The sequence below is a fragment of the Algibacter luteus genome (assembly GCF_900141715.1).
Taxonomy (GTDB): Bacteria; Bacteroidota; Bacteroidia; order Flavobacteriales; family Flavobacteriaceae; genus Arenitalea; species Arenitalea lutea.
The window spans coordinates 240,017-263,156 of record NZ_FQYK01000001.1; the positions used below are offsets into that span (position 1 = coordinate 240,017).

Sequence of the window (23,140 nt, forward strand, 5' to 3'; positions counted from 1 at the left end):
TCGAATTTTTTAAAAAGTTACGTTTAAACCAAGTGTTAAAACTCTTGGGTTAGGATACTGAGCACTAAGGTAACCTTGTGCTATATTACTACGACCAAAATTACTGGCTTCTGGATCTATTAATCTTGTTTTAGAAAATAATAATAAATTCGATCCTGAAAAATAAACCGTAGCATTTTTAATTCCATCTAATCCCATTTGATCAACAGGAAAATTATAGGCCAATCTTAAAGTTTTAAGACGTATATGCGATCCATCCTCAACGTATTCTGAGTTACTTAGTGTATTTGTTACAGAATCTGCGCCAGCTCTTGGAATATCAGATGTTGTGTTATCTACTGTCCAACGGTCACGCAAATCTCCAAATTTTACAGTTTCCCCACGGTTAAAATAATGATTACGCATAGATAAATTATACACCTCATTACCCGATGTACCTTGGAAATAAAATGAAAAGTCCCAATTTTTGTATGAAAATGAGTTTTCGATTCCAAAGATTAAATCTGGAAACGGACTTCCTAAAACTACAGCATCTTCGGTTGAAGCAATACCATCTCCATTTATGTCTTCAAAATGAGAACCTCCTACGACCTGAGGGTCTGTTCTACCTGAAGCATCAATCTCGGCTTGACTTTTCCATGTCCCTAAATATCTAACTCCAGTGTAGACAGGAACCGATTCTCCTACTATTAAACGTGTATTACCTGAACCAATTATAGGATCTACCACAATATCAATAAAATCTACACCTCCTAGGTCTAAAATTTCATTTTTATTTGATGATAATGTTACTGTAGAATTCCAATTAAAGTTAGACGTTCTAACATTTGTAGAGTTTACAAGTAATTCCCATCCTTTATTTTCTAAAGACCCAATATTTTGTAACTGACTATTGAAACCAGTTTGTCTAGGAATAGTAACGTCCAGTAATAAATCTTCGGTCTTCTTATAGTAATAGTTAAACTCTGTAAAAACTTTGCCACCGAATAAAGATGCTTCCACAGCAATATCAAATGAACTTGTAGTTTCCCATTGTAAGTTTGGATTTGATGGCCTTCCTAGAGTTAAACCAGGAACTTCTACACCATTAAGTGTTGTATTCGCTTCTGTTAACAAACCAAAAGTACTGTATGGGTCAATGGCTTGATTACCTGATTTACCCCAACTTGCTCTTAATTTTAAATCTTGAAAAATATTTTGATCTTGCATAAAATCTTCTTCAGATATTTTCCAAGCCCCTGCTACTGAAGGGAAAAATGCATATTTATTACCTTCAGCAAAAACAGAACTACCATCCGTTCTTCCTACTAAAGTTAAAAGATATTTATCTTTATACGAATAATTTAAACGTCCGAAAAAAGATGCAATTTGAAACCCAGAAAAGTCACTAGTTACAACTGATCTTGTAGGGTCTGAATTATTTAAATTATTAAATCCTGTTGCGTCACTTGTAATACCAAATGCCTCAGCCATTGCTGACTCTGTTGACACTTTTTGAAAAGACGCACCTGCAAGAGCAGTAATACTATGGTCATCGCCAATATCAGACGTAAACTGAATAGTATTTTCATTATTCCAACCATTACCAGAAACTGTACGCACACTAGCACTTCCTTGTCCAGTCTCTCCTACTGAAAGTAAATCTGGCGCCTGACTAGAATTAAACCTGTTTTGTTTAATATTATTAAACTCTGGACTGAATGTAGATCGAATAGTCCACTTTGGTGCTGGACTCCACTCTAAATACACAGTTGCCAATAAGTTATTTGTAAACGTTTCGTTTGTGTTTAAAGCAATATTTGCAAGTGGGTTTGAAAAAGGTGAACCCACAACATCATTAAATCCGTTAAATGATCCATCGTCATTATAAACAGGTTGTGTTCGAAGTATTCCAAAAGCAGCTTGACTAAAACTAGCTAACGCATTATCTTGCTCTAATCTCGAGTAGTTTAATCTAAATCCTGTTTTTAGTTTATCACTTATTTTAAGGTCTAAATTTGTTCTGAAAATATATTTTTCAAGACCAGAGCTCTTAACTATACCTTCTTGATTAAAATAATTTAATGAGGTGTAGTAGTTAACATTATCTGATGCTCCAGAAACAGAAACATCCGCATTATAAATTGGAGCAGGCCCTAAAACTAAATCTACCCAATCATTGTCAGGATACGTAGATGGGTCGTTAGGAAATGGCTCTGCAGCTGATCTAAAACGGGCACTTTCGTTTGTAAATTCTATTTGCTCTCTTTGAGAAAGTCTATCTGGTAATTCCGGTAATATTTGCGAACTTGTATAAAGATTTACACTTATTTCTGGTTTTCCAGCACCTATTCCGGCTCCATTTTTAGTTGTTACTAAAACAACACCATTTGCACCTCTTGAACCATAAATAGCAATTGAGGATGCATCCTTTAAAATCTCAATAGATTTTATATCATTACTATTAATATTATTCAAGTTGAAATTTGTTCCAACCACAATACCATCAACAACCCAAAGCGGTTCGTTACTACCTGTAATGGAGTTACCTCCCCTTACTCTAATAACTGTTCCTGCTCCAGGTGCACCATTTACCTGAGTTACTTGTACACCAGAAGCCCTACCTTGTAGTGCTTGATCTACCCTTGATACTGGAATCGCAGTTAAATCCTCAGAACTTACTGAAGATACCGAACCAGTTAAATCAGACTTTCGTTGCGTACCATAACCAATTACAACAACTTCATCTAGCTCATTAGACTCATCTAGGCTAATATTAATTTGAGTTTGATTCCCTACAGTTACTTCTTTGGTTGCATAACCGATGTAAGAAATAACCAAAACACCCTCTGGTGTTGCCTCAATTGTAAAATTTCCATCAAAATCGGTACTTGCTCCTTTTGTTGTACCTTTTAATAGAACTGTAGCTCCTGGCAGTGGCTGGCCATCTGCCGTTACGGTACCCGAAACCGTTTGTGCATTTGTCATTGCCATTGAAAATAATAGCAACGCTGCACACATCCAGATTTTCTTCAAACCGGAATGGGATTTTTGTGTAGTTTTTGAATTCATAAATATTTAGTTAATTGTTTATTGAAGGCTAAATCTATTACGGAATATTTTGTCAACCATCCTGTACTAACCGTTCTGAACTGTGCTGAATTCTAATTTCAAACTATCATTTTCTCAATTATATTCAATAAATATGTATTACAGGATAGAACAGGTTACACAACTGAATGTTAGTGTCTATATTTAAACGATTAGAATGCAATTAGAAAAACATAACAAAAGAATTACAGTAACAATAAGCTAGATGAATAACATCAAACTAAAATTTATAAGTACACTAATTATTGGAATATTTTGTTTCAAAAGTATTGCTCAAAACGACATATTGAGTCGTTCAATAATTAATGATTCCATAATTTTTGAAGAACAAGATGGCATTGTTGCAGTAGAAGCCGAATTTTTCTTCAAGCAAACCTTAGCAGAATTAAGACAATGGTACATAACATCCAAAAATGGAGCACCAAAAATAGGGCGTGATGATGATGCACAACATTGTTATGATGCTAGTAATAATGCATACCTTGAAATATTACCCGATGAGCGTGTGACGCACGATGACCAATTAATACATGGAGAAAATTTCACTAATGAACCCGGTAAAATAGGTGTTTTAAGTTACAAGGTAAAGTTTAACACACCAGGTCGTTATTATGTCTGGGTACGTGCATTTAGCACTGGCGGAGAGGACAATGGCATACATGTTGGCTTAAATGGCACATGGCCGGAACATGGCCAACGTATGCAATGGTGTCAAGGAAAAAACCAATGGACTTGGGAAAGTAAACAAAGAACCAAAGAAATACATTGTGGTGTTCCTCATGAAATTTATTTAGATATACCTAACGCGGGAATTCATGATATTCAATTTAGTATGCGTGAAGATGGTTTTGAGTTTGATAAATTTATTTTAACTAAAGATATCGACTACGTTCCTATTGAAAAAGGCCCGAAAGTCATTGTCACTCATGGAGTTCTGCCAGAACCGTTTCCTGAAGTTAAAGTTCCGTCGTATTTCAAAACAATATGTGGAACTTCAGTAGAAACCAGATGTATTGCTGCTCAAGATTTTCACATTGACGGAACAAACTTTTACAAAAATGGAAAAAATTGGCTAGCGATTAACCCAAAAAAATATGAAGACGCCAAAACAAGCACCGTCTTTAATTTTGAATCTGGAACTTATGATGTTGTTTTTGTTGGTGTTGGAGAAAATGATGGTAAATCTACCTTCACTATTTCAATAAATAATGAAAAAATTGGAAGTTATTCACCTGAATTAACTCAACGACTATTTGAAGAAGGCAAAAAATTTAATGCCTTATGGAAAAATGTATCAATACAAAAAGGAGATACTATTACAGTAATAAGTAAAATAGGTAGCGATGGTGTAGAATGGACTCGAGGTCGATGGGCAGGAATTGTTTTTACACCTGTTGGAAAAGGAGAATCTATACAAAATGCTTCATCTACATATTATCAAAACTAAAAACATTTATACTCACTTTACAATTTTTAAATAAAAGCCAAAAACATAATTTTAAAATGCATCAAAAAACTTCACTCTTCCTATTCATTTTTTCATTGATTTCCATAACTGTAGCTGCTCAAATAGTTAAACCACCCAAGGGTCGTATTGCTATAGTTGCCGATGGAAACTCACCCGACCCTGATGATCTTGGTGGTACAGCCATTTCTATTGCATTACTTAGATCTGCAGGTCTTGAGGATAGACTTGTACATTATTCACATAGTTGCGATTTAGTAAGAGACGACAGAATTTCTGAAAAAGCTGAAAAAGAAAGACACCATTTAATGCAAGTAGCTTGCGACATGACGGCACGTCGTTGGGGCGGATTTGAACAGCTTACGTTTTACGATGCCCTATGGCAAAAAGAAGAAACCATAAACGATTTAGCTTGGGCTATAAATGCATCAACTGCCGACGATCCTCTATGGATTATTGAAGCAGGAGAGCCTGATATTATTGGTATGGCCTTAAAAATAACACCTAAAGAAAAACACCAATATGTGAAAGTTGTGACGCATCACCCTGCTAATGATAACGCAGGCGATTATTATACTTGGCAACAAATATTAGATTTTGGTGTCGAGGAAGTACGAATCCCAGATCAAAATATTAATTTAAAAGCAGATATCGAACAATGGGATTGGGCTAAAAACCATCAAGACCCACGGATAAGACTAATTTGGACCATAGGAAACCTTGCAGAAATTGATAACATAGTAAATTTCCAAAAAGGCAAATGGGATTGCTCTGATGCTGGTATGATTTTATATTGGATTACTGGGGCTAATGTTAATAATGGACTTAAAGCTGGGAGTGTAGATGTCGTAAAAAACATGCTTTCAAAGTATATTGATGAAAATCCATAAATTAAACGCAAAAAATAATCTTCAACATGAACTATAAACTTTCTTTTGTTTTATTAATAGCTTTTTTTAATACAAGTATGTCTTTTACTCAAGAAAAAAACTTAGAAGTTTTAGTATTCTCCAAAACACAAGCTTTTAGGCATAAATCTATCCCCACAGGCCTAGAGTTTTTGGCAGATATGGCAAAAAAAAATAATTGGAACATACAGTTTTCTGAGGATTCAAATGATTTTAGCATTAGCAATCTTTCACAATATCAAGTTTTAGTTTTCCTAAATACTTCGGGCGATATTTTTTCTGAAGCACAAAAGGCTGCGCTACAAAATTATTTTGAACGAGGTAAAGGCTTTGTTGGGATACATGCGGCTTCTGACACTGAAAAAGACTGGGACTGGTTTACTGAAATGATTGGAGCTACTTTTAAAAATCATCCTAAAGTACAAGAAGCAACTCTTAATATAAATACAGAATGTAATCATCCAGCCATTAACGGACTAAAAAGCAAAGAAGTATTTAAGGACGAATGGTATAATTTTTTAAAACCCGTAGGGAAACATGTATCTGTTTTAGCCTCCTTAGACGAATCCTCTTATGAAGGCAAAAAAATGGATACCGATAATCACCCTATAAGTTGGTATCATATATATGATGGTGGTCGTGTTTTTTATACCGGCTTAGGACATACGGATGAAATTTATAACGATTCAAGATATTACAGTCATATTGAAGGTGGTATTTTATGGGCTTCGGGCATGAAAAAAGAACCATCGATCTCAAAAAAATGGACCAATTTAATTGATGGCAATCCTCACAAAAATTGGGATGTATTTATAGGTGCTCCGCATGCTACAGTGAAGGATTTAGAAGGTGTAGACCCAAAAAGCGATGGTAAAAATGCTAAACCTTTAGGATTAAATAACGACCCTAAAAAAGTATTTGACTTTAAAACAATTGAAGGTGAGCAAGTACTTCATATATCTGGTGAAATTTATGGCGCTTTAACTTCCAAAAATGAATATCAAAACTATCATTTAAAACTACAATTTAAATGGGGTAAAAACATTTGGGAACCTAGGTTGCTCCGTAAAAGAGATAGTGGTATTTTATATCATTGTACGGGACCAAATGGGGCCTTTTGGAATGTTTGGATGCAATCTCAAGAATTTCAAGTTCAGGAAGGTGATATGGGAGATTATTATGCCTTAGCTGGAACCATCATTGATATTCCATCGGTAAAAAAAGAAGGCCAAAAAGAATTTGATTATGCAGTTGAAGGTCAACTCCATACATTTTCAAGTGCAGAAAAAAAATTTCCGGCGCATTGCAACAAAGGTTTAAACAATGAAAATCCGCATGGCGAATGGAATACCTTAGAATTAATTTGTTTTGAAGGCACAAGTTTACACATTGTGAACGGAAAAGTTGTAAATGCCTTATTTAATTCACGTCATAAAGATTTAGATGATAATATTGTACCGTTGCAAAAAGGACGTATTCAAATTCAATCAGAAGCCGCAGAGGCATTTTATAAAGCAATTAAGATTAAACCGATTGATAAAATCCCTAGTAAATATAAAAAATATGTAAAAGGCTATATGAAAGGCTAATATTTATCCTGATCTATTAATAAAACAAATCGTTTATCAATTTCAACTAATCATTCTTTTGTTATTGAGGAATAAGCTCGATAAGTTTAACACTATGCGGTTCTAAATCAACTTCTAACGTAAGTTTACCTTCTACTTTTTTAATTAAAGAACCTGAAATGGTTTGAGGTAATTCAGCCAACTGGGTATATTTTGATAAGTTGGCATTAAGCACGTTTTTCCATCCATCTTCAAAACGATCTGAAGGTCTGTTCCCATAAATACGTCCATTTGTTTTTTCACCTACACCAGCAGCTCTAACATCTTTATAAAGCTCGTGCATCATGACACCATGTGTTTTATCAACCGTCCATTCATTCATTCTCCAAGTTGTTCCACCAGCAATTATGCCGCCTTCTAATTGCGGATACAAGGTTCTTTTTGACGTGCTCGTTCTAGTTGTGTTGTGGTTATAAACCAATAGGTAGATTATATCGCCTTTAACCACAGGAATTACTCCCGCATGACCACTTAAACTTTCTATAGCTTCTAGTCTATTACCTCCTTCCATCTTCAAAAACATTTCAGTCACATTTCTTCTACCTTGGGGCAGATCGCTAGATTCTATTTCTTGCCCCCAGTCATAAATTTCAGTGATTCTGTTCTCGTAAGCCAAATCGGCTATTCTTGCATACCAGCTTGCTCCAAATTCTGTGGCATCTGTTAGACTCACTCCTCGAACTCTATTTTCGTCACGCAATATTCCAAATTCTTGAATATCAAAAGGTATATTGCTAAACTGAGGGTAACTATTAAGTTTTGCTCTAAATGCTTGAACCGTTTCTGGGAGTCTTACTTTATTTTCATCCATTTTCTCATAATATGAAAAACAGAAAAAATCCATTTTTGTGCCTGTTTCGCCAGTTGCATAATTTGTACCGTTTGCACAATGATCAATAATTTCTGTGGTATATGTCGCTACGCCCTCTGTTAAATTATTTCCCGGACCAATAATGGCATCAGGAATTACTTTTAAAACTTCATCTACGGTAATATCATAATGCTTAAAAAATTCCTCTTTTGTACCATTCCAGTGTTGAGGTGAGTAATTTGGCTCTGTAGCTACTCTAAAACGCCAAGTTTTAACTTCATTCATACCAAATTCAGTAATAAGTGTTTGCAAGAATGCATTTATGTATTGTCTCCAAATGTTATAATCATCTGGTGGATTTGTATTTCCGTAGGTATTCACCTCTTTTACAGCATTCATTTCCCAGGGCACATTATCTAAAACAATTCTTGGTTTGAAACCTGTTTGCATGAAACCACGCATACTGCTTAATAAACCGCTAAAATCTGTTATAATGTTTCCTGAGCCATCTACACCTTTATAAAAATCGTTTAAATTATCAGTTCTTCCTCCAAGAACTCTCACCATATTGTAACTTTTTACATAAGTCTTTATAAGATCAAGCGAAGACCGAAAACTAGAACTTGCAAATCTAGTTTGATTAACCATTGGTCTAGTAGACCAGAAGTTATATAATTGCCCAACTACTGAACTTGTGTTAATAGTCACTAAATTATTTGGGTCTACAACTATTACTGGCGCTTCAGGCTCTTCAGGTTCTTCAGGTTCTGGGTTTTCTATAATTACGTCTCCAATATCATCAGATTTTGAACATGTAAAGAATATAAGACTAGCAAATATAAACGCTAGTGAAATAACTATTTTTCTTTGAGTTTTGTACATCATACAATTTTTTGATTCGAGTCTTACTAACAAATTTAAAATTTTAACCAATAGATGGCATCCTGTACTGTCTTGACAGTAAACTAAAAAATTGGCACAATATTCAACAATTTATCTTAATAGTTGAGGATGGCTCAATGTGCTTTTTCCAAAAAATGACAGAATCGGATCTATTATTTTTCTTGAAAATGATGGAAAAACTCAAGAATATGGCTATTGCATTTAGAATTAAACCTAATACTTTATTTTAATATTTTTATACTGTACTTTCATTGGTGGCCCAACGTGAACTTGAACTCCGAGAAACCCCTTATTTTCTCTGTTTTCAGTATCTAAATCTAAAACATCACTCATTAAAACACCATTTATATAGTGCTGCATACGATTGTCTTTAACAATAAGATGTACGCTATTCCAATCATTTTCTTTAATATGAGATTTTAATTGCTTTAAGTCTCCTAGAGTATCGGATACGATACGTGTTTGCCAGCAATTTTTCTTTACATTCTTTCTTAGATTTGTTTTACTAATACTATCTGGCATTGAGGGGATAGTTACTTTTTCACCCATGTAAGCTAAAGTGGTTCGTTTTTTTTCCTCGTAATTTTGCCCTGTGTATCTATTTTTTCCATCAATATCGCATTGATAGCCTTTTAAGGCGTAAGGAAACTTTTCTATGCGTTCACTTCTATAATTAATTCCACTATTTCCAGAATTAGAAATTTTATATTCTAGTTTTAATTCAAAATTACTGGGCTGTGCTTTCTCATAAATAATAAAAGAATTGCGTTCTAAAATAGTTTCTGGAGTTACTTCTCCAACTAATGCACCATCTTTAACGCTCCAATATGTTGAATCGCCCACCCAACCTGACAAATCTTTTTCGTTGAATATAGATATGAAATCTGATTCATTTCGATACTCTTTCTTATTTTCTTTGTTTAAACACGACATGAGCATGATAAATATCAAACTCAGAAAGATTATTGTTTTTAATTTCATAATAAATTAATCGATTGTTACTTTACTTTTCCACCAGTTTTCATTGGGTTGAAAATCTTTTGATAGGACTTCTAAACGTTGCTTTTCTAAAGATGGCCACTTGTTATTTATGGTATTTAAATAACGTGTTTCAGCTTTATTTTTATTGTATTTCGTATCGTCAACTGGATATTTAGCGTTTACATTGTTTAACCACAACAATAAATTATCACTAAGTGATTTTGCAACTTCAGGATACCTAGCAATCACATTTAAATCATCATTTTCTTGTGATGGTAGTTTATACAATTCTTCACGACCATCTTCCCAATAGTGAATTAGCTTCCATCCATTTTCTTGAATTATGGAAGCTGGCTCTCCTCCTTGATTTCCATAATGGGGATAATGCCAATATAATGGTCTATTTACCTCCAATGTCTGTCCCTCTAATAATGGCTTAAGACTGATACCATCTTTATGCTGCTCTGGATTCAATGGCACATTAGCCAAATCTAAAAGCGTTGGATAAAAATCGGTATTAATTACAGAAAACTCTGTTTTTACACCTGCATTTTTTAACCATGGTACTTTTATAAAATAGGGTTCGCGTATACCACCTTCCCATTGGTAGCCTTTTCCGCCTCTGAGTGGTAAATTACTAGTTGCATAATGATCTCCTGATGCTACACCGCCATTATCGGAAGTAAATACGACAATCGTATTATTAGCAACACCATTATCTTTTAGCGCTTTTAATACAATACCCACAGCGTCATCCATAGTTTCAACTAATCCTGCGTAAATGGGATTATCCTGTACCTGACGGATAGGTAGTACACGCTCCATCTTATAACCTGAATCTGCAATGCCTAGGCTATCGGCTTTATCGCGGTATTTTCGCCATTTTACTTCTGTAGTTTGAATGGGTGCATGAACCGCATAAAAAGATAAAAATGCAAAAAATGTTGTGTCTTTATGTTTTGAAATAAAACTGGCCGTTTCATTGGCTAAACGGATGGTTAAATTTTCGCCATCTTGATTATTTTTTAATTTAGGATTTTGCCAAGGCGCGAAGTATCCACCTTTTGGTGAACCTGCTTCTATACCACCTATATTTATGTCGAAACCATGATTTTCAGGATAAGAGCCTTCGTCTCCTAAATGCCATTTTCCAGCAAAATAGGTTTTATAGCCATTGCTTTTGAATGCTTCGGCGATGGTAATTTCTTCTATTGGTAAGGCTTGAACGTAATCTGCCGGTAATAATTTATCATGGCGATCTCTTGAGCGCCACGCCTCTCCTGTTTTTGCTCCTATCCAATCGGTAATGCCATGACGTGCGGTGAACTTCCCTGTCATGATACTGGCGCGCGACGGACTGCATACGCGACTTGCTGCATAACCATTTGTAAATATCATACCTTGGTTTGCTAATTTATCTACGTTTGGGGTTTCGTAAAACGTGCTACCCGTAACTCCTAAATCGTGATAGCCTAAATCGTCTACTAAAATAAATAAAACATTGGGTTTTGTTTGTTCTTTTTGTAATTGCCCTTTGCTATTACAACTTAAAAAAACTAGTAAGACTAAACAGAAACTGAATATTTTAGACAGATGCATATTAACTATTTTTTTAATCTACTGTGATTTTACTTTTTTGTGGTTAAGCATAAACATAACTATTAGCGCGTTAGGGATTGCAGCGGCATCCTTTTTAATACTCGACTTGACTAAAGATAGTTTTTAAACTATACAGTAACAGATTGCCACGTCGCTCGCTCCTCGCAATGACATATTAAAAAGATATAGCGGAAAGCCCGACCCCTTGCGGGTAACGCCCAAATATTTAATTAAAGTTTTGCCGCTTTGGGCCCATCATAATCATAGGTGAACCAATCGATATCGATGTAACCTGCATCTTCTTTTTCATTCCATGAAAAGAAGCCTAAACGATCGCCCGTCCATTTTCCAAACGCAATGGTAAAGGTAGGACCGAAAGGTTTATAGTTCTCGCCATCGAGACTATACTCGTAGGTAGCTTGGTTGCTGTTATTTGATGTTTTAACGTATAAATCGTTTCCAGTTATTTCTGGGCCTTTAGTTTTTTGCGCCATTGGGTCCATGTAAAACAGATGTTTTTTTCCGTTTTCGTCCATTTCTATACCTAGCAAATTGAAAACGCCACCATAGCGTACAAAGCCTGCTAATTGATGTGGTTTCATTCCTGAAATATCAAATTTTGCCTCGGCAGTTCCTGTGGTTATACCCATAATACGCTGACTTAGCGTATTTGAAGCTCTCCAGAAATCGGAGTCGGACCCGTCGTTGTTGGTCCACTCGTTTATGTTTGGTCCGTAGCCTTTTTCGTTTGGTAATATTTTGCTTGCTTTAAGGCGTAACCAACCCGGACGCTCGGTTAAAGACCAATGTGTATTTCTTGGATTGTGGTTCCATTCCCATTGGAAACCTAATTTTGGCGATGAAAAATCGTCGTCTGAACTCGGTGCAGCAATTGGGTAACCATCTATTGGTTTTTTATATTGTTTTACAGGTTCGCCAATACCATCGTTATCTTCGTCTATGCCTATAATTGGCCAACCATCAACCCAATTTACAGGTTCTAAACATTGTGGACGCCCTTGAAACGGTATAGTATCGTTTTGAATCAATTGATGCATGTACCACCACGATTTATCTGGTGCTTGCATTAATGCACCTTGGCTTGCACTACGATTGTTAAAGGCTGTACCTTTTTCTAAAACAGTTTTTACTTCGTATGGACCATAAATACTTTCTTTTGAACGCAGCACAATTTGCTTACGGTCGTTTTTTGGGTTTTTAACACCTGGTTTGGTGGATGTATCACCCATGGTCCATTGCGCTAAAAAGATATACCAAGTGCCAGCTATTTTAAAGATTTTAGCAGCTTCGGCACCCATACCTGTATAAACCAATTTACCTTCATCAAGAATTCTGGTGCCATCCCAACTCATTTCGTAAATTCTATTTTCATTGCCTTCAATTTTATTACTTGCTGCTTTTTGCTTGCCTGCAGTGTTAATAATCACGTAAGCTTTATGCGCTTCTTCATCCCAAAATACTGCTGGATCATCTAATACTTTTGCCTTTGGAAGCATCATAATAGGCTTGCTCCATGGGCCTTTGATATCTTTTGCTGTTGCCACCATTAAACCATGTTGGTAGTCAATTTGATAGCAATACCAAGTGCCATCGTGATAGGCTAAATCGCCTGCCCAAGTACCAAAAGAATAACCATTCATTCTATCCCAATTGTATTCTGGTGCCCATGACAAGCTATCAAATACATGCCCAACATTGGTCCAATTTACCATATCCTTAGATTCCAAAATAGGCATCCCTGGCGACATGTGTTGTTTGGATGTAATCATATAATACGTATCACCTACTTGCTCGATATCGGAATCTGGATAATCGGCATTTAAAATAGGGTTGATGTATGTGCCGTCTCCTTGGTCTCCAAAGCTTCCTGTTTGCCCTTGAGCCAAATCTTTTGATGCTATTGTTTTGTTTTCTGGTTTTGAACTACAACTGGCAAATGACACTAATAGTATAATAATTAGCGGTTTTAAAACAGTTTTGTATGCTAAATTCATGCTTTGTATTTTATATATTTTTAATGTCTGGTAAACTTAGTTTTTAGAATATGCTATTGTGTAATCCCCTGAACCTAAAATTACAAATCTGTCTGCTATTTCAACAGTATTATTTTGTTTAAATTTTGAAATAGGCTCCCCGTTTATTTTTAAACTTTCAAATTCTGATGGCGTTACAATAATCCTAGCTTGTGTATTAAATGGTACTTCAAGATTTAGGCTTAACACGTCATCTTTTATCGACCAATTATTAATAATATCTCCATAAGGTGTTGGCACTTTTACTTCCGTTTTTGTAACCGAAGTAGGAAACTCAGGATTTACAGTAAATGCTTTAAAACCTGTTAGATCTTCTGAAGATTTAATACCGCCTAGTGATTCATAAAAATAAGCCGCAAATCCAGAGTGCATCGGGTGATTTAAAGAATTTGTTGGACCTTCCATTTTCTCCCATTCAAATTGACGTTCTGGCCATGTGGTAAATCCGGAATTCATCACATAAGTTTGACTCGGAAATTCTGGAGTTGTTAATATTTGATGTGCTAAATCTGCTTTTCCATATTTTGAAAGAACCGTATAGATATAACGGTTTCCGTGAATTCCTGTAGAATGATGCCCTCCTTTTACTTCAACAATATCATAAGCTAAACCATTAACTACGCTTTCAATGTCTTCCTCAGGCACCATTCCAAATTGTAAGGCTTGAACAGTTGCCGTTTGACTTTGGTACCATTTGTGTTTTGTATTAGGTATTTGAACTAAAAATTCTTTGTTAAATGCATCTTTTAATTCGCGTTGTTCCTTTTTCATCTTTACGGTATAAGCGGTATCATTATTCATTTCTGCAAAAGTTTCCATAATGCCTAAAACATCATAAAAATAGGCATTAGCCGAAATAATCGGATCACATTCCATAGCCTCAGGGTTTAATCGTCTATCCCAACGTGGTGGACACCAATCGCCCATGCCATCTTGCATGATTCCATTCTCTCCTTTATAAGAAAGATAGAAGTTAGTTAAACCTCTCATATCTTCATAATAATCTTTAACAATCGTATCATCTCCGTAATACAAGTAATTATACCAAGGTAAATACATGGTTGCCACACCCCAGTCTATTTTTGCATAAGTTGATGTGCGCTTTCCTGGAGCAATCATTGTGGGTACTTGAAATTTGATATCTGGATTGTTATGCCCTTTAGTTGGTCGCATTTGGGTACGGATGTCTTCCATATATTTTTTATAGAAATCGTACATATCGTAATTGTACAAGGCATACTCACAAAAGGCGTGTGCATCTCCTAACCAACCACATTTTTCTCTGTGTGGACAATCTTCAGGAATACCGTGAACGTTATCAACAATCGTCCATTTACTGATACTATGCATTTTATTTAAAAGTTCGTCCGAACAAGTAAAACTTCCTGTTTCTTGAATATCGGTTGCTACTAAAACGGCTTTAATCATTTCAGCATCTGGTTTGCTAGAAATGCCATTTATTTTTGCATATCGAAACCCGTGATAACTAAATTTTGGCTCCCAAGATTCTATACCATCGCCTTTACAGATATATTTATAAATTTGAGCCATACCATTTGCACCGCCTCCTGTGGAGCCTTGAAAAATATCTTTTCCATTTGTTAATAGTGCCTCAGTTGTGGTAATTTCTATTAATTGTCCTTCTTTTTCTTGAACATTAAGTTTAACCCAACCTGCAATATTTTGTCCAAAATCTACAATCCAGTTGCCATCAGGTGCTTTAAATACGTTTCGAGGTTCAAACTCCATTAACTTTTTAATTGGTGGAATTTGATTTGCAATTATTTCTTTAACCTGCGGAGATGCTACTTTTGCATTACCCCATTTGGCATCATCGTAACCAACAGTATTCCAATTTCCTAGTTCATAACGCGCATCATAGGTGTCACCTCCATAAATATTATTGAATACGATTGGTCCCGTAGCCTCATTCCAATTTTCATCGGTGTAGAAATCTGAAGTTGACCCGTCTGAATATTTTAACTTTATCAAACATCGCACTGTTGGAGGTCCGTAAGCCAAATCTTTTTCAGATTCAGGGTCGTTTTTCCAAGAAATATTCTGTCCGTAAAACCCGTTTCCTAAAATAATTCCGAAGGCATTTTTTCCAGATTTTAATTGGTCTGTTATATCATAATTCACATAATAAGCTTGCTTATCATAATTTGAAGGCGCGGGATCTAACACATGGTCCCCAACTTTTTCGCCGTTTAAATACAGCTCGTAGTAGCCTAATCCACAGATGTAAGCTTGGGCATTTTCGATATTTTTACTAACGTCAATGGTATTTCTAAAATAGCCTGCTGCAAAACCATCAACAAGTACAGGCTTTTTCATTTTTCCTGTTTGATAATCTCGAAAGCGGTGTGGTGATGTTCGAGTATCTTTATTTAAAGTAATCCATTTTGAATCTCCCCAATTAGCGTCATTCATGAGCCCCATTTCAAACTTTTGAATCTCAGACCAATTGGATGCATTCCCACTTTCATCCCAAATTTTTACCTGCCAGTAATAGGTGTTTAAAGGTTCTAAAAGCTCACCTTTATATTTAACAAAAGCCGATTTGCTACTTTCTACTTTATTAGAATCCCATAAATCAGCATTAGTTTCTTCCAGATTTTCCACAGAGGAAGCCACTAAAATATGATAAGCCGATTGAGACTTATTAATACCTTCAGCATTTATAATCCATGAAAAAAGTGGTTGTTCACTTTCTATAGTTGATGGATTTACTTTTGAATTAACTAATAGTTTATCAAAAGATATTGTTGTATTCAACGTTGTTTTCTCATTACAAGAGAAACAAAAAACAGCAAAAAGTAATACTGAAAATAGAAGTTGGTTTTTTTTCATTTTTATAGTCTGAATTTGAATATTATTCTACAAAATTAATTATTGAAGGTACTTGAATACTTTAAATACCTTATCCTGTACTATCATGTATAAATCGTATAATTTGTTATTTAAAAAAACAAAAACGCTACCTCAAAAATATTTTGGTAGCGTATTGTTATCTGTCTTTTTTTAGATTTGAAATAAATTTAAAAAATCTTGCATTAAAGTTCTAATTGACCACAATTTTATGAGTTGAGACGCCTTGGGCTCCCTCTAATTTTAATATATAGATACCTGTTTGATTAGTCTCAAATCGAATCTCTTTTGAAGAAACAAAATTGCCTTTTTGAATTTCTACACCGTTTATTGAATAGATTCGATATTGGGTATCATCTCCATGCTTAAGCTTTATGTTAAAAACGCCTTTATTCGGATTTGGATATATACGCACCTCATTTTGTTTTACAATTTTTGAGGAAGACAAAGATGCATTAGTTAATTCAATTATATTTATTGAAAATTTAGGCAAAGTAATACTTTGACTCCCTTCACTAATTAAAGTTAACGGATTAACATCAATACCCATAGCTCTTTCTTCATCCATAGTTGAAAACGAGATGGCTTTGTGCACTGTTGATTCTGTATATGGCACACCATCTATATTCACATGAAACGGTACATCTTGATTACTAAGATTTACAACAAAAACTGAGGTTTTACCGTCTTTTGTTACGACTCTAGCGTTAACAGATTTTACCCCGTCTACAAGATTAGGAACTTGTACATCACTTTCAATTAATGTAGTATTTTCAAGTGCCCAACGTATAATTTCGTAGGCAGAACCAAACAACGTTTTTTCTAAAGGATACTTAATTCTTGGACGTTCTACACCACTTGGCGAAATATAAGTTTCCCAAACGTAATGCGAGTTTAATTTCCCATTTACGCTAAACCAGTTTGCACGCTCAAAAACATTTTGATTTTGACTCATAAAAATATAGCAATCTGCCATACCTAAGGCAGATACCGCATTTGGCCCACCAGATTTTACACCCCACTCTGTTAACCAAATGGGTTTATTGGGTGCTACTTGATGTGCATAATCATAAATAGAATTCCCTAAGTGTTTACGTGCTGTAAGTGCAGTGCTATAAGCTTCGTTACTATTACTTGAATCATCGGGGTCTGAACCCACATAAGTATGCACAGTCACCGCATCAAAATATGTAAGATCTTCTGTTAAATCGCTATTCCAATTAGGGTTAGCCCAACTATCTCTTCTCAAAAGTGGCACAGACACTTTTATATTTGGATCTTTAGCTTTTAAAGATGCAGACATGGATTTTGCTCTTGCAATATAATCTTCAACATTTGGAATAATAGAACTTCGTTGACCTGGGTAAAAACACTCATTACCCATTTCAACAACTTTTACCTCAAAGCCTCTAGCAATTAAATCATCATATCGCGCTATGGTTTCTGGACATCCATTATTAAAATCGGTACCATCAGCGCTCATGTTAAAAGTCCACATCATATCAAAACCCCTTCCTGTTGTTGATTTTCTGGTGGTATTTAAACTTGTAAGCCCATCAATTCCTACTTTTATGTTAAGTCTATCAAATGTTTTTATACTCTCTAATAAGTCTACTGTTTTTGTTTTAATAGTCTTATTTACCCCTTGTTCATACTCAAAGCTTTCTGTCCCAAAAAGCCTGGTAACATCACGTCGCCAATCATACCAATTTGACCATAAACCATGTGGAAATCTTATAGTAATAGGTTTTAATTTATTTATTAAATCTTTCTCGACTGTAGTTGTAAAATGATGCGTATTTGTTCCGAGTAATAAATTATTAAATTCTTCTTTTGATGTCGAAGTTATATTAATAGTTGCCTCCATATCTGAAGGTAAGCTAAAAGGGTAATCTTGTGCAAATACCATTACTGAGATTAGCATTGTGAAGCAAAAAACCAATACCTTTTGTAACATCTTATTTTTAATTTTTTCTAAAAATAAAGCTATTCTTAGCTAGTACCATCCTGTTCTATCATGATTAAAATAAAATTGGTAACACCAAAAACATATGGAACATAATCATACAATTGAGCTGGTTTACACGTGATTTAGCGCTTATGGCACCAGCGATACAGACGATATCACAGCGCATATAGAATTTAAGAATGTTGAGTTGTGCCGAGATTAGAATAGAAAACTAAATCTATATAGAATTCCCAATTCCGACTAAAACAACAGATAAAAGAATAACAACTATTCCAACTGTTATTGTCCATTTTGTTTTTTTGGCAACACCTTTCCATTCTTTTCTATATATACCCCAAAGATTAGCCGTTAAAATAATGGTTGACATGTGTAAAATCCATGAACTTGCTCCATTGCCTAATTTGCTTTCACCCATACCGTAAAAAAAGAACTGCAAAAACCATATCGTTCCAGCGAGCGCTGAAAACAATAAATTGTTACCAATTGGTGTTGCTGTATTTGTAAAATCTTTATATGAATTGTTTTTAAGGCTCAATATAGTTGTCCATACCAAATTTGTTGCTAAGCCACCCCAGAGAATTACCACGAATGTTACATTGTTAGCGAATAAATGGTCGTATCCTGCAGCTACAGCAGCATCGGCCAATGGCTTACCTGCTTCAATACCAAAACTAAAAAACGAACTTAAAATACCAGAAAGAATGGCAACAATTAACCCTTTAATTAAATTAAATTCTGAAACACTTTTTTTCTTTTCTTCATCAGATAATTCCTTTTCCTTCATCATTCCTGCCTTTCCCGAAAGTGCAATACCAAGCAGACAAACCAAAACACCAAGCAATACAACTTGACCTCCTGATGAACTTAACATATCGGTAAATGAAACCTTCCCTTCTTCTGGATTAAAATTATAATATATTGAAGGTACAATTGCGCCAAATGCAGCACAGAACCCTAATACAACTGAATTCCCTAACGACATCCCCAGATAGCGTACTCCAAGTCCGTAAGACAACCCACCTACTCCCCAAAGCAAGCCCATTAAAAAGGTAAAACTTAAAATTGCATTCGAACTTGATGCAATAATTTCCATAAATCCAGGAACGGTTAAATAAGCAGCTACAGGAGGTACAATAAGCCAAGACATAACACCACCAACCATCCAATAACTTTCCCAAGACCAACCTTTTACTTTATTGTATGGCATATAAAAACTACCTGCCGCTACACCCCCTAATGAGTGAAAAATGACTCCTAATATTGCTTGCATAATTTTTTAATTTATTTCTTTTGATTTATAAATCACAATTTTAACTGGCCCCAACAAACCCGATGGTAGTAATTTGGAATCTTTATGCCAATGTTTGAATGCAGGAAGTGTTTCACGCTCGGTTGGACGCTCTTCATTGTTCAACAGCCACTCCGGCCATTGTGTTATTTGCGGACCTTTCCGTTTATAATCCAGTGGTAATTGTTCATCGCCAATTAGTCTATTTGGCCAAAGATTGGTTATTTTTACCTCAAGTGTATTGGTGCCTTTTACAACAGCTTCGTCAATATTAATTCTAAAAGGAGACTTCCATAAAATTCCTAAATTTTTTCCATTAAGAATGACTTCAGCAATTACCTTAACATTACTTAAATCTAATTCTAAAGAATAACATGATTTAATGAGTTTTGCAGGGATTTGAAACTCCTTTCTATAGCTGGCAGTCCCCGAAAAATAACGTATATCTTCCTCTGAAGCATCCGACCATGACGTTAAATTCTTAAAAGTTTTATCTAAAACAGCTTTATCTTTTAAAGGAAAACTCACGTTCCAATTTCCGGTCAATTCTATAGGTTCTGGCACTGAATTTACTTTTAACGTTTTGGTTTTTCCGTTTGAAGATTCATAGGTCATTTCACCAGCAAAGGGCGTAACTAAATTCACTTTATCACCTTCAAATACTAATTTTGGTTCTGATGTAGTTTGAGTCAATTTTAATATACCTCCATTAGAAACAGTAACAATTTTCTCCTCATCATTAGTTGTATAAATAACGCGTAAGGCTTTCTTTGTCTTGATCTCTTTTTCTTCAAGGAAACTGTCATTTACTGGAATTTCATATACTCCTGAAGTAACCATTGATTTTACTTTTTTAGTGACATCAAAAACTGGTTTGTTTGGTGGGATGCCATCAACACCTCTTGCAAACTTTCCAAAGACAGCATTCAAGATTTCTAATTTACCGTTGATAGGAGCATCAATTTCTAGCCATTCTTTTTCCATGGCATTTTTTTCGAATACCGCTTCTCCAATTTTATATTGAATGCGTAATTCCTTTTTGTAACCTGGGGCTGGATCACCTTTAGAAAGTTCTCTTGTCGCGTGAATATTTAATCTATTATTTTGAATCCTGTTTGCTATAACTTCTGTTGCATCAACCAAACCATCAGGTAGAAATGTTCCGTATTCTGCTTTAATAATTTTCAAGTTAGAAAGAGGCGTTATCACTGGGTTTTTTAACTTGATTTCAGCATTTACAATATGTTGACTTGAACGTATCGGATTTCTAAAAACGACAAATACAGAACCTTCTGGCTCAAACGAAATCGACACTGTTGTAGTACCATCATCATTTTTATGCCATATTGTGGCCTTAGTTATTTTTCCAGTTTCGGCATTCCATAGCTCTGGTTGTTTTCCTATTACTCGAAAACGACAAGCTAACTCTCGACTTTCTTTTTTAGAATTTACTACAAAATATATGTCGGCATCTTCTGTTTTTCTGTGAATAAAATCTATAGATTCACGATGTCCTTTTTCAATTGAAAAGTCAGGAGGTAGTGCTCCATTCTTCAAGACATCTGCAATGGAATGCGCTTTTACGAGTCCTTTATCCCATAATTTATTAGCCTTGTGTTCAATATCTTCATCACACTCAGGATATTTTTTAAGACTTGGAGACTTATTAGGCTTAGAACCAACAACTAAGGCTCCATTTTCAGTCAGTTCTTCAATTTTATTAAGTATTTCTGGAGTTACCCAATCGGTTGAAGGCAATACCAAAGCTCGATATTTTTCACCAACTGATGTACAAACTAAACCATCTTTAACCGTTAATGCCTTTATCTTGTTAGATCCAATCACATCATAATCATATCCTAATGCCTTTATTTCCGGCATTAATAAGGCATCATTGGGAGATGCTTCTCCAGTGAACACCAAAACATCAGCCACAGAGGTGCCTTGTTGTAATAAAAACTGACCTCTACTGATATAATCCACAAAAGGTTTACTTTGGTCCCACCAAGTATTTAAACGGTTAAAGTCAGTTCCAAAAACTTGTAAAGTCAATCCAGGCCCTACATCCCAAGGTTGATGTACATAACTATGAAAAACAAAACGATTAATCCCTTGCGCCCATGCTAAATCGCCCATGGCTTTGAGCGTACTTGGGTGCTGATCCCAACCTCCCATGCCTGTAAAAGACTCTGCCTCGGCAATCGGGTTTCCATTTAATTTGGCAATAGAGGCCACAAATTTAGGGGAGTCAAAAAAGGCTAGGCTTCCGCTCCAGAACTCAGACATAACCATATCTGCCTTTTCTCCAATTTGCATATTATCAAAAGGTCCCCAATAAGGCTCAATAGAAAGAAACATGTTATTTTTATGACTGAGTTCTGCAAAACGCCCATAATAATTTTCAGCAATTAAATCACCTATGGTTCGACGGAAATCCCAAAGAAATCGCTCTGTTTCTTCTCCACTCTCAACGTAATACCCAGCCAAAGCGGGCAAATATGAGCGACAATCATAAAAACGTAATTTTTTGAATGCTTCAGCGAAATTCGAAGTCCAGTTTGTAGTTCCAACTTCATAACTATCAATATGACACCTTTTAACTGTGGTACCAACTAGCGTGTCTAACTTTTTTAGTATGGGCTTAATGCTACCATCCCAAAACACATCAACCGCTTGTTTATTCATTTTATCACACTCTAAACCACGACCACCATCACTGGGAAAACGATTCATTTCACCTGTTGGCGTATGTCCAATTCTCAAAATAATCCAATCTCCTTCAGGCACATTCCATTCTAAAAAACCATCACTGTTAAGCTTCGATGTTAAATCAATAATATCTTGTTTTTTTACAACTGCTAAATCAGTAATAGGTTTATCATCAGGGTTTAAATGACTACGAACTTTATGAGAAAGGATTTTTATTTCTAATTCATCAATACGCACATTACTCTTGGGTTTTGGGAATGCCAGTATAGCAATATCCTTGTAGAATCCCAATTTGGTTTCAGGTTGTTCTAACTTACCTTTAAATACTGTGGCTCCCTGATGTAACGTTTCAGTGTAAACCAGTTCTTGCATAGCATATTCTGGCGTAATAGAAGGCCCGCCAGATGATGACCAACCTGCCCCATTATGAAAACCCAGATCAAGCCCTAAACGTTGAGCTTCCAATCCTGCATAGTTAAAGAGTTCCAGCCACTCTGGACTTAAATAAGGCGCCACACCTTCAGGATTTCCCAAACTCACATTAAAAAGAATTGCGCCTTGAATGCCCACATTTTTCATGGCTTCTAAATCGGCAGTTATCCCCGTTTTTGTGACATTTCCATTAATCCAAAACCAAATGGTTTGTGGCTTTGCATTTGGCGGAGGGTTCTTGAAACTCTCTTCCAATGACGCATTTTGAGCTTGAAAAGTTGGCACAGACAAACTAAGCAATAAGGCTACAAAAATGGCTTTACTTACTATATTTCTAATTTTTATATTGAGCACTCGATTACGAATCATATTGTGTAATTATTTTATTCATTATTTTTAGTTGACAGCAAGATTTTTTCATAATCAAGAAAA

The 23,140-nt window shown here is 35.3% G+C and carries 12 protein-coding genes; 3 read left to right on the forward strand and 9 right to left on the reverse strand.

Annotated features, from left to right (window positions below; all coding sequences use genetic code 11):
• Positions 1-9: 9 nt before the first annotated feature.
• Positions 10-3,051 (reverse strand): SusC/RagA family TonB-linked outer membrane protein, encoded by a 3,042-nt coding sequence (locus BUA46_RS00990; RefSeq protein ID WP_202801138.1) that lies wholly within the window; start codon positions 3,049-3,051, stop codon positions 10-12.
• A 325-nt stretch (positions 3,052-3,376) separates the two neighbouring features.
• Between BUA46_RS00990 and BUA46_RS15060 the strand changes: the two genes are divergently transcribed.
• The 3 genes from BUA46_RS15060 to BUA46_RS01005 are packed head-to-tail and all read left to right on the forward strand — an operon-like array spanning position 3,377 to position 7,052.
• The gene (locus BUA46_RS15060) at positions 3,377-4,537 is read left to right on the forward strand and encodes a hypothetical protein (RefSeq protein WP_178313102.1); all 1,161 of its coding nucleotides are present in this window, start codon (positions 3,377-3,379) and stop codon (positions 4,535-4,537) included.
• Between the two features lie 56 nt (positions 4,538-4,593).
• Complete coding sequence (locus BUA46_RS01000; protein ID WP_019386958.1) at positions 4,594-5,445, forward strand: hypothetical protein; 852 nt, start codon at positions 4,594-4,596, stop codon at positions 5,443-5,445.
• Positions 5,446-5,471: 26 nt separating this feature from the next.
• Positions 5,472-7,052 carry a ThuA domain-containing protein gene (locus BUA46_RS01005; RefSeq protein WP_019386957.1) on the forward strand — a complete coding sequence of 527 codons (1,581 nt, stop codon included), beginning with the start codon at positions 5,472-5,474 and terminating at the stop codon, positions 7,050-7,052.
• Between the two features lie 61 nt (positions 7,053-7,113).
• On the opposite strand, the gene BUA46_RS01010 is transcribed toward BUA46_RS01005, so the two are convergent.
• From BUA46_RS01010 to BUA46_RS01045, 8 genes are all read right to left on the reverse strand, one after another.
• Positions 7,114-8,787 (reverse strand): GH39 family glycosyl hydrolase, encoded by a 1,674-nt coding sequence (locus BUA46_RS01010; protein WP_019386956.1) that lies wholly within the window; start codon positions 8,785-8,787, stop codon positions 7,114-7,116.
• 231 nt (positions 8,788-9,018) lie between these two features.
• A complete protein-coding gene (locus BUA46_RS01015; RefSeq protein WP_019386954.1) occupies positions 9,019-9,738 on the reverse strand; it encodes a 3-keto-disaccharide hydrolase in 720 nt (239 codons plus the stop codon).
• Positions 9,739-9,792: 54 nt separating this feature from the next.
• The gene (locus BUA46_RS01020; RefSeq protein WP_019386953.1) at positions 9,793-11,385 is read right to left on the reverse strand and encodes a sulfatase; all 1,593 of its coding nucleotides are present in this window, start codon (positions 11,383-11,385) and stop codon (positions 9,793-9,795) included.
• A 230-nt stretch (positions 11,386-11,615) separates the two neighbouring features.
• Positions 11,616-13,400 carry a glycoside hydrolase family 43 protein gene (locus BUA46_RS01025; protein ID WP_019386952.1) on the reverse strand — a complete coding sequence of 595 codons (1,785 nt, stop codon included), beginning with the start codon at positions 13,398-13,400 and terminating at the stop codon, positions 11,616-11,618.
• A gap of 36 nt (positions 13,401-13,436) precedes the next feature.
• Positions 13,437-16,292 carry an alpha-L-rhamnosidase gene (locus BUA46_RS01030; RefSeq protein ID WP_019386951.1) on the reverse strand — a complete coding sequence of 952 codons (2,856 nt, stop codon included), beginning with the start codon at positions 16,290-16,292 and terminating at the stop codon, positions 13,437-13,439.
• A gap of 211 nt (positions 16,293-16,503) precedes the next feature.
• A complete protein-coding gene (locus BUA46_RS01035; RefSeq protein WP_162129528.1) occupies positions 16,504-18,234 on the reverse strand; it encodes a T9SS type A sorting domain-containing protein in 1,731 nt (576 codons plus the stop codon).
• Between the two features lie 262 nt (positions 18,235-18,496).
• Positions 18,497-19,549, reverse strand: coding sequence for an L-rhamnose/proton symporter RhaT (rhaT, locus tag BUA46_RS01040; protein ID WP_019386949.1), 1,053 nt, complete (start codon positions 19,547-19,549; stop codon positions 18,497-18,499).
• 6 nt (positions 19,550-19,555) lie between these two features.
• Positions 19,556-23,077 (reverse strand): glycosyl hydrolase, encoded by a 3,522-nt coding sequence (locus tag BUA46_RS01045; protein WP_019386948.1) that lies wholly within the window; start codon positions 23,075-23,077, stop codon positions 19,556-19,558.
• Between the last annotated feature and the right edge of the window lie 63 nt (positions 23,078-23,140).

What these genes read in the sequence shown, in the direction of transcription:
- BUA46_RS01020 (WP_019386953.1), bottom strand. Translation starts at nt 11,385, where the DNA reads ATGCATCTGTCTAAAATATTCAGTTTCTGTTTAGTCTTACTAGTTTTT.
- BUA46_RS01035 (WP_162129528.1), bottom strand. Translation starts at nt 18,234, where the DNA reads ATGCTAATCTCAGTAATGGTATTTGCACAAGATTACCCTTTTAGCTTA.
- BUA46_RS01005 (WP_019386957.1), top strand. Translation starts at nt 5,472, where the DNA reads ATGAACTATAAACTTTCTTTTGTTTTATTAATAGCTTTTTTTAATACA.
- BUA46_RS01000 (WP_019386958.1), top strand. Translation starts at nt 4,594, where the DNA reads ATGCATCAAAAAACTTCACTCTTCCTATTCATTTTTTCATTGATTTCC.
- BUA46_RS01010 (WP_019386956.1), bottom strand. Translation starts at nt 8,787, where the DNA reads ATGATGTACAAAACTCAAAGAAAAATAGTTATTTCACTAGCGTTTATA.
- BUA46_RS01030 (WP_019386951.1), bottom strand. Translation starts at nt 16,292, where the DNA reads ATGAAAAAAAACCAACTTCTATTTTCAGTATTACTTTTTGCTGTTTTT.
- rhaT (WP_019386949.1), bottom strand. Translation starts at nt 19,549, where the DNA reads ATGCAAGCAATATTAGGAGTCATTTTTCACTCATTAGGGGGTGTAGCG.
- BUA46_RS01015 (WP_019386954.1), bottom strand. Translation starts at nt 9,738, where the DNA reads ATGTCGTGTTTAAACAAAGAAAATAAGAAAGAGTATCGAAATGAATCA.
- BUA46_RS00990 (WP_202801138.1), bottom strand. Translation starts at nt 3,051, where the DNA reads ATGAATTCAAAAACTACACAAAAATCCCATTCCGGTTTGAAGAAAATC.
- BUA46_RS01045 (WP_019386948.1), bottom strand. Translation starts at nt 23,077, where the DNA reads ATGATTCGTAATCGAGTGCTCAATATAAAAATTAGAAATATAGTAAGT.
- BUA46_RS01025 (WP_019386952.1), bottom strand. Translation starts at nt 13,400, where the DNA reads ATGAATTTAGCATACAAAACTGTTTTAAAACCGCTAATTATTATACTA.